We start from the raw sequence: 15,102 nt of genomic DNA on the forward strand, positions 1-15,102 counted from the left end.
GGCCCCGAAGGGTCCGTCGCCGGCCACCCGCCCGGTGACGCCGCCTCAAGCGGCCTGTCGCCGGAGCACCGAACAGGAGAGACAGGACCATGTACGAGCAGCCGCCGCCCCAGGTGCCGCCGATCGACCGCACGGTCGGCTACGACGCGTACCTGAAGGTGTACAAGGAGACCGTCGACGTCGGCGACGACCGGAACGCGGCCGCGCGGCCCGTCCGGGCGCCCGTCGGATTCACCGGCGGCCCTCGGCCGACCAGCGTGGTGGCCCCCGCCTTGAAGGAGGGCGCCGATCCCACCGAGCACGCGACCACACTGATCATGGACGGCCCCGGAGGGATCTACGGCCCCAGCTTCGCGGACCCGGCCCCCTGGGCCTGCGGCGGCGCCCCCACCCCCGGCTGCCTGCCGCCCCCACCCCCCGCCATCGGAGGCCTCTACTGAACCCTGCCAGCCGTCCCCGTACACACGAAGGGAAGCGCGACCATGACCATGGAAGACGTCCGCGAGGAACACCGGGTGTGGTCCCCCACCCCGCAGCTCCCCAGAATGGCCCCTCCGATCGACCGCACCGGCCGCACCGGCAGCGCCCTGGGCAACACCCCCGGCGTCGAGGCCGACAGCTTCTGGGACATCGTCAAGACCATCGCCCCGATCGCCGCCAGCGTGCTGCTCTGACGGCATCCACCCACGGACACCTCGTCCGTACCGTGCCGACCGCGCGGCCCATCCGCCGCCCGGCCGGCACTCCGCCGCTCCGCAGCTGCCCGGTTGCCCGACCCCTGTCCGGCCGAACGTCCGTTCAGTAGCATGAACCCGCCTCCGCCCGCGGCCCCGAGGGGACGAGTGACCGCCATGACCACCCTGACCGCCAGCGCCCCGCCCGTCGACGTCCTGGACATCGGCGTCATGGACATCGACGTGGACATCGATCTGCTCCTGGACGGCGACGACGCCGCGGGGGCCCCGGATCCGGGAGCCCTCCTGTCCGGAGCGCCGGTGCTGATGACCCCGCCGCAGAGCACCCAGGCCGTCTTCGAGTTCGACCCGCCGGTCCAGCTCGACCCGCCGCTCCTGGTGGACGCGCTGCCCCCGCAGGTCACCCAGGCGGTCGTGGTCGACCTCCCCGGCCTCGCCGACCACTGACGACCACTGAAGGCCCGCGCCGCCGCATGGACCCCGACCTCCGCTCCGCGCACCGCTACACGCGCCCCTTCGACCGCTTCCCCTCCCGCCGCGAGCACCAGGCCCGGTGGGCCGAACTGTCCCGCGCGATCGCCGCGGCCGGCCCACCGGGCGGTGAACCGTCCGAGCACAAGGGCGAGTTGACCGTCCTCGGATCCGGCATCGAGGCCGCCGGCTTCACCCGCGCCGACGAGCGGCTGCTCCGCGAGGCCGACCACGTCTTCCACTGCGTGGCCGACCCCGCGACGATCGTGCGCATCAACGCCTGGCGCCCGGACGCCTACGACCTCGGCGTCCTCTACGACGACGCGAAGGACCGCTACCTGACGTACGTCCAGATGTCGGAGGCGGTCCTGCACTTCGTGCGGGCCGGGCGCCGGGTGGCGGCGGTCTTCTACGGCCACCCGGGCATCTTCGTGCTGTCCAGCCACCGCGCCGTGCGGATCGCCCGCCGCGAGGGCCACACCGCCGTGATGCGCCCGGGCATCAGCGCCCTGGACGTGCTCTGCGCCGACCTCGGCGTGGACCCGAGCACCCCCGGCATGCAGACCTTCGAGGCCTCCGACCTGCTGATCCGCGACCGGCGCCTCGACCCCGGCCTGCACCTGGTGCTCTGGCAGGTCGGCATCGTCGGCGAACTCGACTACCGGCGCGCCGGGTTCACCAACCGCCACCTGCCCGTCCTGCTGGACCGGCTGGAGGAGGTCTACGGGCCGGACCACACCGTGGTCAACTACATCGGCGCCCGCTACCGGGGCCTCGACCCCGTCACCGCCCGGTACACCGTCGCCGCCCTGCGCGACCCGGCCGTGCAGCGCACCGTCACCAGCGCCTCCACCTGGTACCTGCCGCCCGCCGTCGCCGCCCCGGCCGACCCGCGGGTGCTCGAACGCCTCGGCCTGCTCGAACCCGGCCGGACCGTCCGCCCGCCCGACGGCCCGCTGCGGGTCGTCGACGCGTACGGCCCGCGCGAACTCGCCGCCCTCCGCGGCTTCGCCGACTTCCGCGTCCCGGCCGGCTACCACTGGCAGGAGGACACCCCGGGCGCCCGCTTCGCCCTGGCCCTCGGCGAGGACGGCGCCCTGCGCGAGCGCTACGTCCGGGATCCCGCGGCCGCCGTCGCGGACTGGGCCCCGCCGGACCTCGGAGCCGACGAACGCGCCCTGCTGGCCCGGCGCGAGGACCTGGCCCTGCAGGCCGCCGCCCGGGGCGTCCCCCGGCGGCCCGGGCCGGAGGCGGCACACCGCCTGCGCACCGTGCTCACCCGCAAGTCGGAGGCCCGCCGGCTGGCGCGGGACGGTTCGGCGGGCTGGCCGTCGATCCGGCGGGACCTGGACTCCGTCCTCGCCGGGGCCCTGTACCCGTGGACGGGCCTGTACGGCACCGCGGACGACGGCCTCTCGGTCTACGTCCTGGGCCGCGCGACCGACCCGCCCCGGCACCGGGTCCACGTCGACGGCCTCCGGGTGACCGACCCGAGTTACGCCCACGGCGTGCTGCGCTGGCGCGCGGCGGACGGCGGCGTCGGCGGCGAGCTGCGGACGGAGTTCGGCCGCGACGGCCGGCGCCGGCTGTCCGGAACCGTCGCGGGCGCGGCGGTGCGCCTGACCGAGTACCCGCTGCCGGAGGTGCCGCCGCTCGCCGACCTCGTCGGCGGGTACCGCGGCGAGGGCGTGGGCGTGGACGTCGTACCCGGCGCCCCCGGCTCGGCCCCGCGTCTGCGCGTCACCGTCGACGGCGAGCCCGTGACCGCCGCGGTGGTGATCGGACCGGCGGGTTTCGAGGTGGACGGCGTCACCGTCCCCTTCTCCGCGGCGGTGGCGGAGCCCGCCCCGGGCCTGTTCGGGGACTACCGGCTGCGGCTGCCCGACCGCCCGGGCGGCGCCCTCCTGGAGGTCGCCGCGGACGGCGTCGTGCTCGACGGCCGGCCCGTCCCCGGGGCCGGGCCGAGCGGACGGCGGCTCGGCTGGCGGGACGGACCGGAGCTCCTGCCCTCCGCCGACCTCACCCTGCTGCTCGACCCGATCACCCTGCACCCGATGCTGCACGGCACCGGCCGGACGGCGGACGGCGAACCGTTCCCGCTGCTCGGCATGGTCCCGGTCGACGGCGACGCCGCCCGACGGCTGGCCGCCCGGCCGCGGTTCGGCATCCCGGCCGGCCCCTGGGCCCACCTGACGGCGCTCGCCGCCGGGGCGAGCCACGACGGCGGGCTGTTCTGGTGGCACGGCTGGGAGCAGTCGGCCACCGCCCTGCGGACCGTGGAGCAGGCCCTGCGGGACGGCGGCCGGTAGCGCCCGGCACGGACCCGGCACGGACCCGGCCGGGTCCGTACGGACACGGGAACGGGGACGGGACGGGGATCAGCGCAGGCCGGCGAAGAGGTCGTCCTCGGGAAGGGCCGCGCCGGTGGTGTCCTTGACCCGCACGAAGGTCTCCACGCCCATCAGCTCGGTGAACCGCTCCTTGCCCATCTTCAGGAAGAAGATGTTCTCGCCCTGGCTGGCGTGCGCGGCCAGGGCGTCGAACTTGCGGCCGCCGAACGCGGTGGTGTCCACCCAGGTGGTGATCTCCTCGTCCGGCAGGCCGATCTCCGACATGTCCGGCAGCTCGGACGCCTCCGGCTCCGCCGCCGCCCCGGGCTCCCGCGCCGCCTCCGGCTCCTCCCAGTCCGCGCCGAACTCGCGCATGACCTCGCCGAACCGCTGCATGGCCGAGCGCGGCGCCGTCGTCCAGTAGACCTTCGGCGTCGGATCGGTCAGCTCCAGCGCCGCCATGGTGATGCGGTTGGCCTGGATGTGGTCGGGGTGGCCGTAGAACCCGTTCTCGTCGTAGGTGACGACCACGTCGGGCCGGTAGTGCCGGATCAGTTCGGCGAGGCGGGCGGCGCCCTCCTCCACCGGCGTGCGCCAGAACGACCCGGGCTCGTCGTTGCTCGCCCAGCCCATCATCCCGGAGTCGGCGTACTCCAGCAGCTCCAGGTGGCTGACCTTCAACACCTCGCAGCTGGCCTCCAGTTCCTGCCGGCGCATCGCGGCGACGGCCTCCGGGTCGTGTCCGGGCTCGCCCGGCTTGACCCCTCCCGGTCCGTCACCGCACCGGCCGTCCGTGCACGTCACGAGGACCGTGCGGACGCCCTCCGCCGCGTACCGGGCGAGGACACCCCCGGTCCCGGTGGCCTCGTCGTCGGGGTGGGCGTGCACCGCCATCAGCGTCAAGGTCCGGTCAACCATGAAAATCCATCCTCCGATGTGAAAAGTACTCGCCCCAGTCTGCGCCACGGGGCGGGGTGGTCGCCGGGGTTGTTCCGTTCCGCGTCGCGCACCCGGCAATCCGCGAGACGGCCGCTATCCACGTCCGGCGGCCAGGGTGACCGGCAGGCCCGCCTCGATGCGGCCCAGCAGCCGTCCGCCGTGGACGCCGGGGGTGTCGAAGACGCCCTGGCCGTCGGGGTCGTCGTCGGCGCCGGCGCTCAGGACCTCGGGCACCAGCACCGCCGCCGCGGCGGCGGGCGCCTCGGCGCCGGTGGGCGCCGAGTAGGCGGCGGCGAGGTACGCGGGCGCCAGGACGGGGCCGTGCAGGGTCCCTTCGACCAGGTCGGGCTCGAATCCGGCGGACAGCACCGTGACCCTGGCGTGCAGGTCCCCGTGGACCATGACCAGCTTGTCCGTCATGTTGCCGACGAAGGCCTCCACGTGGACGCTGCCGCGGACCAGCAGCTTGGCGTCGCCCTCCAGGTACACGGCGGCCGCCCGGAGGTCGCCCAGCACTATCAGCGCGGAGCAGCCGTCGTCGATGGTGAGGACGGCGCCGCTGACGTCGAGGTCACCGTCGACGACCAGGCCGGTGCCCTCCAGCTCCGCGGCGTCGAGGTCGAGGTGCCCGTCCATCGCCAGGGCGCCGGCGTGGACGTCGTACGACTCCTCGTAGAGGTTCTCGTACGTGGAGACGGGCAGGCCGCGGCGCTCGAACAGGGCGACGGACTCGTCCCAACTGTGGAGCGTGGTGGTGATGTTCATGGGGCAGACTCTGCCATGCGGCACTGTCAGCCGATCGCAACCGGATCGAGACCGATCGTTTCGCCCGTCCCGGACCCGCCGCTCCCCCGGGTTCCCTACGCTGTGGCCGATCCACTGCGGCCGGCCCGCTCCGGCCGGCCGCGTTCGGTCCGGGATTTTCGAGGGGGAGCCCATGGAGCTCGACGCGTTCATGGAACTGGCCGGTCCACCGATCGGCGCCGCGATCGCCGCGTACGGCGACTCGGTGCTGACGCAGGCGCAGGACGCGGCCGCGACGGCCACCGTGGGCCTGGGCACGCGCATCCTCCAGCGCGTCTGGAACCGGCGCGACGAACGGCAGCGCGAGGACCTGGAGACCAACGTCCTGGAGGCGGCGGAGGAGGGCGCGGGCGCGGACGCCCAGGGCGCGCTGCGGCAGGCCGTGCGGCGCACGCTCCACCAGGAGCCGGAGCTGCTGGCGGAGCTGGCCGCGCTGCTGGCGCGGGCGCAGCCGGCGCCGGTCAGCATCGTGGTGAGCGGCCAGGGAGCCGTCGTCAACACCGGCACCAACAGCGGGACGATGAGCAGCAGGACCGTCGTCCACCGGGACGGCCCCCGGTGACGTCGCCCACCCACCACTTCAGCGGCGCCGGACAGATCGCCAGCTTCAACAGCTCCAACGACGGCCTGATGGTCACCCAGGTCACCACGATCGTGCTGCCCGCCGAGGCGCTGCGCTCCGCGGCCGACACCCCGGCCGTCGACGTCGTCCACCTGCTCCGGCCGAACGGCCGCTTCACCGGCCGGCAGCGGGAACTGGCCGCGCTGCGGGAGGTGTTGAGCGCCGAACGCGCCGGGCCCGGCGCGGCGACGGCGGTGCTCCACGGGCTGGGCGGGGTCGGCAAGAGCACCCTGGCGCGGCAGTACGCCCAGACCTTCCGCACGGCGTACGACCTGGTCTGGTGGATCGAGGCGTCCTCCCCGGGGGCCGTGGAGGAGGCCCTGGCCGAGATCGCCCGGCGGCTGAACCCCGTGTGGGCCGGAACCGCGCAGCGGCCGGAGCTGACCGCCTGGGCGCTGGCCTGGTTCCAGCACCACACGAACTGGCTGCTGGTGTACGACAACGTCGAGGACCCGGCGCTCCTCGCACCGTACCTGGGCAGTCTCACCGGGGGGCACCACCTGGTCACCACCCGGCTCGCCGACGACTGGGACGCGATCGGCGTCGACTCCGGCGACGCGCTGCTCGCACTCGACGTCCTCCCCCAGGAGCAGGCGGCCGAGCTGCTGTGGTCCTGGGTCTGCGAGTGGGACGGGTCCGACGAGGCCCGCTGGGAGGTCGGGCAGCTGGCCCGGGAGCTCGGCGGCCTCCCGCTCGCCCTCGACCAGGCGGGCGCCTACCTGCGCCGGACCCGCACCACGGTCGCCGCCTACCGCGGCCGGCTCGGGCTCCAGCTGTCCAGGACCCCGGCGGGCCGGGACCCGCAGCTCACCGTCGCCAGGGTCTGGCAGGTCACCCTGGCGGCGGTCGCCGAGGACGATCCGGTCGCGGTCGACCTGCTGCACGCCCTGGCCTGGCTGGACGCCGACGGCTGCCCGCGCGACCTGGTGTACCGGCTGGCCCCGGACGAGATCGCGGCCGACGACGCGCTCGGCGTCCTGCACGCCTACAGCATGATCGGCTACGCCTGGCGCGACGTCCGGGTGCACCGGCTGGTCCAGGGCGTACTGCGCGCCGACGCCCTCGCCCGGCGCCCGGCGGGGGCCGCTCCCCGGGGCCGGCACGAGGCCGAGCAGGCCCTGCTGCGGACCGTGCGTCCGGCCGGGCCCGACCAGGACCCCGACGCCGCCGAGCTGGCCCGCCTGGTCGGCCAGATCCGTGCCCTGGCCGCGACCGACCCCCGGGACGGCTGCGACTCGGCGGTGTTCAACCTCTACGCCGGCGCCGCCCTGCACCTGGAGGCCCGGGGGCAGACCGCCTGGGCGCTGCCGCTGTACGAGGGCTACGACGCCCAGATCCGGCACGGGCTCGGGCCCGAGCACCCGCTCGCGCTGGTGGCCCGCTCCGCACTCGCCCGGGTCCACCTCGCGACCGGCCGGCCCGACCGGAGCATCGGGATCCTCGGCCCGCTCCTGGAACAGAGCCTGCGGGTCCACGGCCCCGGGCACCTCACCACCCTCAACATCCGCAGCAGCCTCGCCTCCACCCACCAGGCCCGCGGCAGCGTCCAGCAGGCGGTCGAGGAGTACGAGCGGGCCGCCGACGACAGCCGGGTCGCCCTCGGCCCGGACCACCTCAGGACCCTCACCCTGCTGAGCGACCTGGCGGGCGCCCACGCGGCCCTCGGCCGGTTCGACCGGGCCATCGGGATCTACGAGGACCTGCTCGGCAGGGCCCCCGCCGACACCGAACCCGACGGCCTGCCGGGGCCCATGGCCGGGCTCAACGGCCTACGGCTGCGCAACAACCTCGCCGGGGCGTACGAGACCGTCGGCCGCTACCGGCAGTCGATCGCCCTCCACCAGGAGGTGCTGGCCGACTTCGAGGAACTCGTCGGCTCCGAACACCCCGACACCCTCAGCTGTCTGAGCAACCTCGGGTACGCCCACCACGCGGCCGGCGACCTGGAACGGGCCAGGGAGATCTACCAGGACGTCCTGACCCGGCGTGCCGACGCCCTGGGCGAGGAGCACCCCGACACCCTGCTCAGCCGGAGCAACCTCGCCCACCTCTGCCTGACGAGCGGTGACATCGCGACCGGGTTCGACCTCTGCCGCACGACACTGACCCAGCGCACCGGTGTGCTCGGCCCGGAACACCCCGAAACCCTGTCCAGCCTCTCCATGCTGGCCTCCGCCCATGACGCGGCGGGCGAGCCGGAGCGGGCGCTCCCCCTGTTCGAGGAGGCCCTCCGGCTGCGCCGCGAGGTCCTCGGCCCGCATCACCCGGACACGCTGCGCAGCGCCGGGAACCTTGCCTCCGCCTACCACGGGCGGGGCGAGTCCGCCCGGGCCGTCCCGCTGTTCGAGACCGTGCTGGCCGAACAGGAGCGGGTGCTCGGCCCGGAGAGCCGCGACACCGTGCTCACCCGCAACAACCTCGGGGTGGCCTGCCGGGGCGCGGGCGACCTGGAACGGGCCCGGTCGCTGCTCACCACCGTGCTGGAGCAGCGCGCCCGGCTGCTGGGCCCGGACCACCCGGACACCCTCGGCAGCCGCGCCGCCCTGGCCCGGGTGCACGAGGCGGCGGGCGACCTCACCGGGGCCGTCGAGGGGTACCGGGCCGCCCTCGCCGGGCTGACCCGGGCGGTCGGGACGGACCACCCCGTCTCCGTCGTGGTGGCGAGTCTGCTGGCCGAAGCACTGCGCACGCGCGACGATCCCCGTCCGCGGCAGTAGCCCCGGCCGGCCGCCGCCGGCCGGGCTCCGCCCACGCCCCTTCAGGACAGGTAGTCCTCCAGCCCGCCGTCGCGCCGGGTGTCCAGGGTGACGCAGTGGAAGCCGCCGCCGAGCGCCCGGGAGTGCCGCAGCCGGTGCGGCAGGACGGTGATCCCGGCGTGCTCCAGCTGCTTGATCAGGCTCTCCTGGCCGGACTCGACGATCGCGGTGTCCGGGGAGACCATCAGCAGGTTCATGCTGATCCAGCTCTCGCTGAGCGCGTGCTCGGGCGTGTCCCCGGTGGGCTCGGCCGGCGGGCACCACAGGATGTCCCAGCCCTTCAGCGGCGCCGGGACGGTCTCCGGGCTGATCCGCTCGGGGTTGAGCAGCACCAGCCCCGGCCGCAGCAGCGCGATGGTGCTGTCGATGTGGGTGTACCCGTAGATGTCGCGCAGCGGGTGCAGCCGCAGGCCCCCGTCACCGAGCAGGCCGAGGGTGGACTCCAGCCACCGCAGGCCGAGTTCGTTGCCGCTGCGGGAGACCTGGTAGAACACGTCCCGGCCGAGCCGCAGCACGTTCGCCGCGTCGAAGACCGGCTCGGCCTCGCCCAGCAGCGGCAGCCCGTCCGCGTCGAACTCGAAGAGCTCGTCGCCCAGCCGCGGCCGGGGGGCGGCCACCCAGCGCGCGCCGCGGCGCAGGTAGTCCTGGAAGAGCCCGCGCAGGCCGAACACCTCGAAGTAGCGCTGCCGCATCGGGCTCGCCACCTCGATCAGCGTCTCGCCGGCCACCAGGGTGAGGTCCCGCGGGCAGTAGGAGTGGAAGCCGCCGTCGGCCTCCCAGAGCGGGGAGGCGAACCCGGCCGCGTGGTCGACCGCCTCGGGCCGGTGGACGGTGACGCCGAGGCCGCGCAGGGTGGCCACCAGCGCCTCCAGGTCCTCCTCGGTCTCCTCGACGACCTGCTGGGGGTAGGGGCCCGCCTCGATCGAGGCGAGGTCGGCGGCACTGGTCTTCGGGAAGCAGGACAGCCAGGAGGACGGCTCGGTCTGCTCGGGCAGCCGGGCGCCGGCGGCGGTCCCGACCACGATCTCCCGCAGTGTGGTGAATTCGTCCCAGCTGTGGACCGGACGGGCCGAATCGGACATGACTCTCCCTTGACACGGGTTTGGGGAAACGCGGAAAGGACGGCGGACGCGACGGCTCGGAACCGCGCGGCTTCGAACCGCGCCACAGGACGGCAGCGCCCGGTGGGCTCCGAAGGACCGCGGGCCGTCGGCGGAGCGGGGTCCCCCGGACATGCGGAAAACAGCGACGGAAATCGGGACGGATTGATCGCCGGAGCGGCTCCGGCCGACCACGGCGTTACGGGAAATCACCGGCCGGGCAGCCGAATTCGCATTTCGGAGGGCCGGGATCGCCTGTCAAGCTACCCGGACGACCGACGGCGGCGCAAGGACCGTGATCGGCACCGAACGCGCCGCCGCGCCGGGCCTCCGGTCGGCCCGTCCGTTGTTCAACTCCCCCGTGCCGAGGCTGATCAACACCGGGGCGAGGGCCCGAAAGCCGACCCCGGGAGCCGACCCGGGCGAGGGCCGGCGGCCGGCCCGGACGCGGTGCCCGTGGGACCGGCCGTCGCCTCTGGGCCCCGCGCTCCGGGGGTCACCACCGCCAGGCCCGGCGGATCCGGCTCCCGCCCGCCAGGGCCAGCAGCGCCCCGCCCGCCGCGGCGACCCCGGCCACCGCCAGGTTCTGGCGCTGCGCCCGGCGCCGGCCGGCGGCCTCCGCCCGGGCGGACGCCGCCAGGAAAGCCCGCTCGACCCCGGCCGCGGCCAGCTCGCCGGCCGCCACCCGCCGCTTGAGCTGCTCCAACCGGACACCCCGGCAGAGCAGTTCGGGGTCCTGGTCGGCGGCCTCCCAGCCCCGGGCGGCCGCCGAGAGCCTGCGCTGCTCGCCCAGCGCCTCGCGGCCCTCCGCCAGCCACCCGCGCAGCCGGGGCCAGGCCTGCGGCAGCGCGTGGTGGGACAGCTCGACGGTGTCCCGGTCCACCACCACGAGCCGGGCCCGGACCAGCCGTTCCATCACCTCGGGCACGCCGGGATCGTCGAACTCGGCCCGCCGGACCGGCTTGCGGGTTCCCTCGTCGCCCCCCGGCACCAGGTCTCCCCCCGATAAGAGCCCGCCGCCCGGCGTCAGCCCGTCGCCCAGCGCCGTCGCGCCGCCGGCCGCGTCCTCGCCGGCGCCGAGCAACTCCCCGCCGAGCCGCAGGAACACCGCCCGCGCCCGGGCCTGGCCGGCCGGGTCCAGCCCGTTGTACAGCGACTCCGCCGTCCGGGCCAGCGCGCCCTCGAAACCTCCGGTCGCCTGGAAGCCGGCCAGGGTGAGGGCGTTGCCGCTGCGCCGCCGCCAGGTCTCCAGCAGTGCCGTGGACACCAGCGGCAGCGCGCCCGGCTGCTGCGCGGCGGTCGAGATGAGGACGGCCAGCAGGGAACCCTCGACGGTACAGCCGGAGCGCAGGGCCGGCTCGGTGATCGCCCGCCGCAGCTCGTCCGGCGCCGGACGCCCCACCGACAGCACCGCGTTCCGGCCGGCCTCGGCCAGCCCCGGGTGCTCGGCGAACAGCGGCCCGCACTGGTCCGAACGGAGCACCAGCACCACCCGGCACCGGGCCGGCGCCGCCACCGGCAGCCCCTCCGGCGCCTGCCTCGCCGCGCCCGAGGCGGTCGCCACCAGCGCGTCCAGGAAGCGCGCCCGCTCGGCGGCGTCCCGGCAGCGGGTGCGCAACTGCTCGCCCTGGTCCACCACCAGCACCGGGTCGCCGGCCGTCGGCCCCGAGGCGCCCCGCGCGCTCTCCCCGACTCGCTGCCCGAGCCGGGCGAGCGCGAGCGCGTACGCCTCCATCGGTCGTTCGCCGGGAGTCAGCAGCGCCACCGGGACACCGCCGTCGGCCGGGGGCCGGCCCGCTCCGCCCCCGGCCCCGGTTCTCCGCCCGGCCGCCGCGCCGGCGCCCGGAACCCCGCCGAGCCGGGCCAGCAGACCGGCTCTGACCAACGAGGACTTGCCCGCCCCGGACGGCCCGGAGAGGATCACCAGCCGCCGTTCGGCCAGCAGGGCGGCCAGCCGGTCCAGCAGCGCCTCGCGGCCGAAGAAGCGCTCGGCGTCGGCCGCCTCGAACGCGGCCGCACCCGGATAGGGGGCGCTGCCGGCGTCCTGGGAGCGCCGCCGGGCCGCGGTGTCGGCGGCCAGTTCGGCGGCGAGCAGCTGCCAGCGGTGCCGCCACTCCCGTACGTCCCCGCCGCAGGCCTGCACATAGGCGACGGTGACGGCCAGGCTGGGCAGCCGCCGGCCGCCCGCGGCCACCGACAGGCTGGCCGCCGAACAATGGGCCCGCAGGGCGAGTTGACGGTACGGCGGACTTCCGGCGCTCTCCCGCAGGGCCCGAAGATCGCCCGCGAAGCGCAGCAGCGGCCCGTCCCCGGGGTCCAACGGACTTTCCCGACGCGGCACTACGGCCCCCTTCTCCGTTGATGCGGTGTCCTGAAACCTTGAGTGCCCACGCGCCACACGCGCCGCGTGCGCCTCGTGTCCATCCCCCGGTTATTCATCATGCACAGCACCCGTTGGCGTCAAACAATGGTGCGCGCGGGTCGGTTGTTCCGAGTTGATGTTCAATGTCCAGCCGTACGGCGCCGAACAAAGCCGGTGGGATAGAACCGGACCCCGCAGCCTTCGGCGACTTCGGAGACATCCATGAAGTTCACGCGGTACTGCCGTTCCCTCCTGTCCACACCCGCGATGGCAGTGGAGCGGTACACCAAGAGCCATCAGTCCGGAGCCGACATCGCCATGGTCGATCTGGAGGATTCGGTCCCACCCGCCCGAAAGGAGGAGGCCCGTCGACTGGCCGAGGAGTTCTTCGCGCTCCCGTCCGCCAAGCTCGCGCGCAGCGCGGTGCGCATCAACACCCTGTCCGGACCGGACGGGCTGCGCGACCTGATCGCCATCGCCCGGTACCGCGTCAAACCGGACCTGGTGCTGATCCCGATGGCGGAGTCCCCCCGGGACATCGAGATCGCCGCCGGCGCGCTCGCCGCGGACTGCCCGGAGACGGAGTTCCTGGCGGTCGTGGAGACCCCGCTGGGCATCGAGCACGCGCCCGCCATCGCGGCCGCCGGACACCGGCTGCGCGGGCTGGTCTTCGGCTCGGCGGACTACGCCTTCGCGGTCGGCGCCCGGCTCTCCTGGGAGGCCCTGGCCCACGCCCGCGGCCGGGTGGTCAACAGCGCCCGCGCAGCGGGGGTGGAGGCGATGGACGCACCGTTCTTCGAGGTCTCCGACCTCGTCGGGCTGCGCCGGGAGGCCGGGCTCGCCCGGGACTTCGGGTTCAGCGGCAAGATCGCCGTCCATCCGCGCCAACTCGCGCTGATCAACGAGCTGTTCAGCCCGGGCGAGGAACTGCTGGAGCGCGCCCGCCGGGTGGTCGCGGCCGGTCTGGAGAACGGCCGCTCGGTGACCGTGGTGGACGGGGTGATGGTCGGCATGCCGTTCTTCGAGGCCTCGCAGCGTCTGATCGAGCAGTTCGACCCGCCCCGGCCCGACGGTTCGCACCACACGCAGCACCCCCACCGCGCAGAACACGCGCAACACGCGCAACACGTGCAGCACGCGCAACACGCGCAGTACCAACCGCAGGGCCACGAGCCCACCGACCCCCCGAACCACGCGACGGAGAAGTGACGATGACCGAAGAATCCATCCTCGGCCCGCGCCGGTACCGCAACGCCGAGGCCATGCTGGCGAGCGCCGACCCGGTCTGGCAGGCGGCCGCCGCCAACGGTCTGATCGGCATCACCGCGGACTCCGAGTCCAACAACCGGCTGATCGTCCGCGAGACCGGCCACGAGTTCGCCAACATGGTCTCCTGCTCGTACCTGGGCCTGAACAACCACCCCGCGGTCCTGGCCGGCGCGGTGGACGCGCTGACCGAGTCCCGCAGCACCTCGCTGGTCCTCTCCACCACCCGGATCCGGCACAACCTGCTGGTGCGGCTGGAGGAGGAGCTGGGCGAGCTGTTCGGCGCGAACATCCTCCCGGGGGCGTCCTGTACCACGCTCACCGCGGGCATCCTGCCGCTGATCGCCTCCGGCCACCTGGACGGCACCTGCCAGGGCGGCGGCGGCCCCCGGGTGATGGTCTTCGACCGCTTCTGCCACTTCTGCATGGCGTACATGAAGCCGGTCTGCGCGGACGAGTCGCTGGTGCTGACCTGCCCGCACAACGACCTGAACTACCTGGAGGACATCTGCCGCAAGTACCCGCGGGTCGCCTACGTCGCCGACGGCGCCTACTCGATGGGCGGCACCGCGGCCCTCGACGGACTGCTCGAACTCCAGGACCGCTACGGGCTGTTCCTCTACATCGACGACTCCCACTCGCTGTCCATCGCGGGCGAGCGCGGCGAGGGCTACGTCCGCTCCCGGCTGGAGATGAACCCGCTGACGGTGATCACCGCGAGCCTCGGCAAGGCCTTCGGCACCAGCGGCGGCGTCGCGATGCTCGGCAACCGGGAGCAGTTCGAGTTCCTGCACCGGCACGCCGGCCCGATCGGCTGGTCGCAGAACATCCCGCTGCCGATGGTCGGCGCCTCGCTGGCCAGCGCCGCCATCCACCGCTCCCCCGAACTGGCCGACCTCCAGGGAGCGCTGGCCCGCAACATCGAGCTCTTCGACGAGCTGCTGCCGACCACCTTCGCGGGCAACGGCCTGCCGGTGCGCCGGGTCGACGTCGGGGAGGCCGAGCGGGCGGTCAAGCTGTCCGCCCAGCTCTTCGAGCGCGGCTTCTACAGCTCCGCGGTGTTCTTCCCGATCGTGCCCAAGGGCGAGGCCGGGCTGCGGCTGATGCTGCGCGCCGACATGGACGAGCGGCTGATCCGCGAGTTCGCCGGCCACGTCAAGGAACTCACCGCCGACCTCTAGGACCTGGGAGCAACCGCGATGGACGCAACCGAACCGGCCGGCTACCGGCTGATCGGCGAGCGCCGCTACCGCGAGGTGGTCGGGCGCTACTACGAGGAGTTCGAGGTCGGCGAGGTGGTCGAGCACCGCCCCGGGCGGACCGTCACCGAGCTCGACAACGTGCTGATGAGCATGCTGAGCATGAACGACGCCCCGCTGCACATCGACGCCGCCTACAGCGCGCACACCCCCTGGGGGAAGCCGATCGTCTCCAGCCTGGTGACGCTCAGCATCGTCGGCGGGATGACCGCCCGCTCGACGAGCGGGCGCACCATCGCCAACCTGGGCTGGGAGAACATCCGGATGACCCACCCGGTGTTCGCCGGCGACACCCTCTACGCGGAGACGGAGACCCTCGCCAAGCGGCTCTCCGAGAGCCGCGCCGGGCAGGGGATCGTGCGCTGCCGCACCACCGGGACGAAGTCCACCGGCGAGGTCGTGGTGGTGTTCGAACGCAGCTTCCTCGTCCCGCTGCGCGGCCACGGCCTGGACGAGGTCGCCGGGTACTGACCCGGCGCCGGGCCCGACGGTCTCCAC

13 protein-coding genes are annotated in these 15,102 nt (G+C 74.4%); 9 read left to right on the forward strand and 4 right to left on the reverse strand.

Annotation, left to right across the window (positions count from 1 at the left end; all coding sequences use genetic code 11):
- Positions 1-89: 89 nt before the first annotated feature.
- The 4 genes from ACFVGO_RS08085 (at position 90) to ACFVGO_RS08100 (ending at position 3,475) form a co-directional block, all read left to right on the forward strand.
- Positions 90-440, forward strand: a complete 351-nt coding sequence (locus ACFVGO_RS08085) for a hypothetical protein (RefSeq protein WP_359914708.1) — start codon at positions 90-92, stop codon at positions 438-440.
- 42 nt (positions 441-482) lie between these two features.
- Positions 483-674, forward strand: a complete 192-nt coding sequence (locus ACFVGO_RS08090; protein ID WP_359914706.1) for a hypothetical protein — start codon at positions 483-485, stop codon at positions 672-674.
- A 177-nt stretch (positions 675-851) separates the two neighbouring features.
- Positions 852-1,142 carry a hypothetical protein gene (locus ACFVGO_RS08095; protein ID WP_359914703.1) on the forward strand — a complete coding sequence of 97 codons (291 nt, stop codon included), beginning with the start codon at positions 852-854 and terminating at the stop codon, positions 1,140-1,142.
- A gap of 26 nt (positions 1,143-1,168) precedes the next feature.
- Positions 1,169-3,475 (forward strand): SAM-dependent methyltransferase, encoded by a 2,307-nt coding sequence (locus ACFVGO_RS08100; protein WP_380631109.1) that lies wholly within the window; start codon positions 1,169-1,171, stop codon positions 3,473-3,475.
- Between the two features lie 69 nt (positions 3,476-3,544).
- Here ACFVGO_RS08100 and ACFVGO_RS08105 read toward each other — a convergent pair whose 3' ends face one another.
- Together ACFVGO_RS08105 and ACFVGO_RS08110 are read right to left on the reverse strand one after the other, a co-directional pair.
- Positions 3,545-4,414, reverse strand: a complete 870-nt coding sequence (locus ACFVGO_RS08105) for a PIG-L family deacetylase (protein WP_380631110.1) — start codon at positions 4,412-4,414, stop codon at positions 3,545-3,547.
- Between the two features lie 114 nt (positions 4,415-4,528).
- A complete protein-coding gene (locus ACFVGO_RS08110) occupies positions 4,529-5,200 on the reverse strand; it encodes a hypothetical protein (RefSeq protein WP_380631111.1) in 672 nt (223 codons plus the stop codon).
- 172 nt (positions 5,201-5,372) lie between these two features.
- Here ACFVGO_RS08110 and ACFVGO_RS08115 point away from each other — a divergent pair, with 172 nt between their 5' ends.
- The gene (locus ACFVGO_RS08115) at positions 5,373-5,801 is read left to right on the forward strand and encodes a hypothetical protein (RefSeq protein ID WP_380631112.1); all 429 of its coding nucleotides are present in this window, start codon (positions 5,373-5,375) and stop codon (positions 5,799-5,801) included.
- Positions 5,798-8,578, forward strand: a complete 2,781-nt coding sequence (locus tag ACFVGO_RS08120; protein ID WP_380631113.1) for a tetratricopeptide repeat protein — start codon at positions 5,798-5,800, stop codon at positions 8,576-8,578. The genes ACFVGO_RS08115 and ACFVGO_RS08120 overlap by 4 nt, the downstream gene beginning before the upstream one ends.
- A gap of 41 nt (positions 8,579-8,619) precedes the next feature.
- Here the strand turns inward: ACFVGO_RS08120 and ACFVGO_RS08125 are convergent, their stop codons facing one another.
- The gene (locus ACFVGO_RS08125) at positions 8,620-9,699 is read right to left on the reverse strand and encodes an inosamine-phosphate amidinotransferase 1 (RefSeq protein WP_359914686.1); all 1,080 of its coding nucleotides are present in this window, start codon (positions 9,697-9,699) and stop codon (positions 8,620-8,622) included.
- A gap of 514 nt (positions 9,700-10,213) precedes the next feature.
- The gene (locus ACFVGO_RS08130; RefSeq protein ID WP_380631114.1) at positions 10,214-12,037 is read right to left on the reverse strand and encodes a hypothetical protein; all 1,824 of its coding nucleotides are present in this window, start codon (positions 12,035-12,037) and stop codon (positions 10,214-10,216) included.
- A gap of 264 nt (positions 12,038-12,301) precedes the next feature.
- Between ACFVGO_RS08130 and ACFVGO_RS08135 the strand changes: the two genes are divergently transcribed.
- From ACFVGO_RS08135 to ACFVGO_RS08145, 3 genes are read left to right on the forward strand one after another with little or no spacing between them, the layout of a single operon-like run.
- The gene (locus ACFVGO_RS08135; RefSeq protein ID WP_359914680.1) at positions 12,302-13,288 is read left to right on the forward strand and encodes an aldolase/citrate lyase family protein; all 987 of its coding nucleotides are present in this window, start codon (positions 12,302-12,304) and stop codon (positions 13,286-13,288) included.
- A 2-nt stretch (positions 13,289-13,290) separates the two neighbouring features.
- Positions 13,291-14,526 carry an aminotransferase class I/II-fold pyridoxal phosphate-dependent enzyme gene (locus ACFVGO_RS08140; protein WP_359914677.1) on the forward strand — a complete coding sequence of 412 codons (1,236 nt, stop codon included), beginning with the start codon at positions 13,291-13,293 and terminating at the stop codon, positions 14,524-14,526.
- 18 nt (positions 14,527-14,544) lie between these two features.
- Positions 14,545-15,075, forward strand: a complete 531-nt coding sequence (locus ACFVGO_RS08145; RefSeq protein ID WP_359914674.1) for a MaoC family dehydratase — start codon at positions 14,545-14,547, stop codon at positions 15,073-15,075.
- The last annotated feature ends 27 nt before the right edge of the window (positions 15,076-15,102 follow it).

The organism is Kitasatospora sp. NPDC057738 (assembly GCF_042798815.1).
In the GTDB taxonomy this organism is placed as follows: domain Bacteria; phylum Actinomycetota; class Actinomycetes; order Streptomycetales; family Streptomycetaceae; genus Kitasatospora; species Kitasatospora lactacystinica.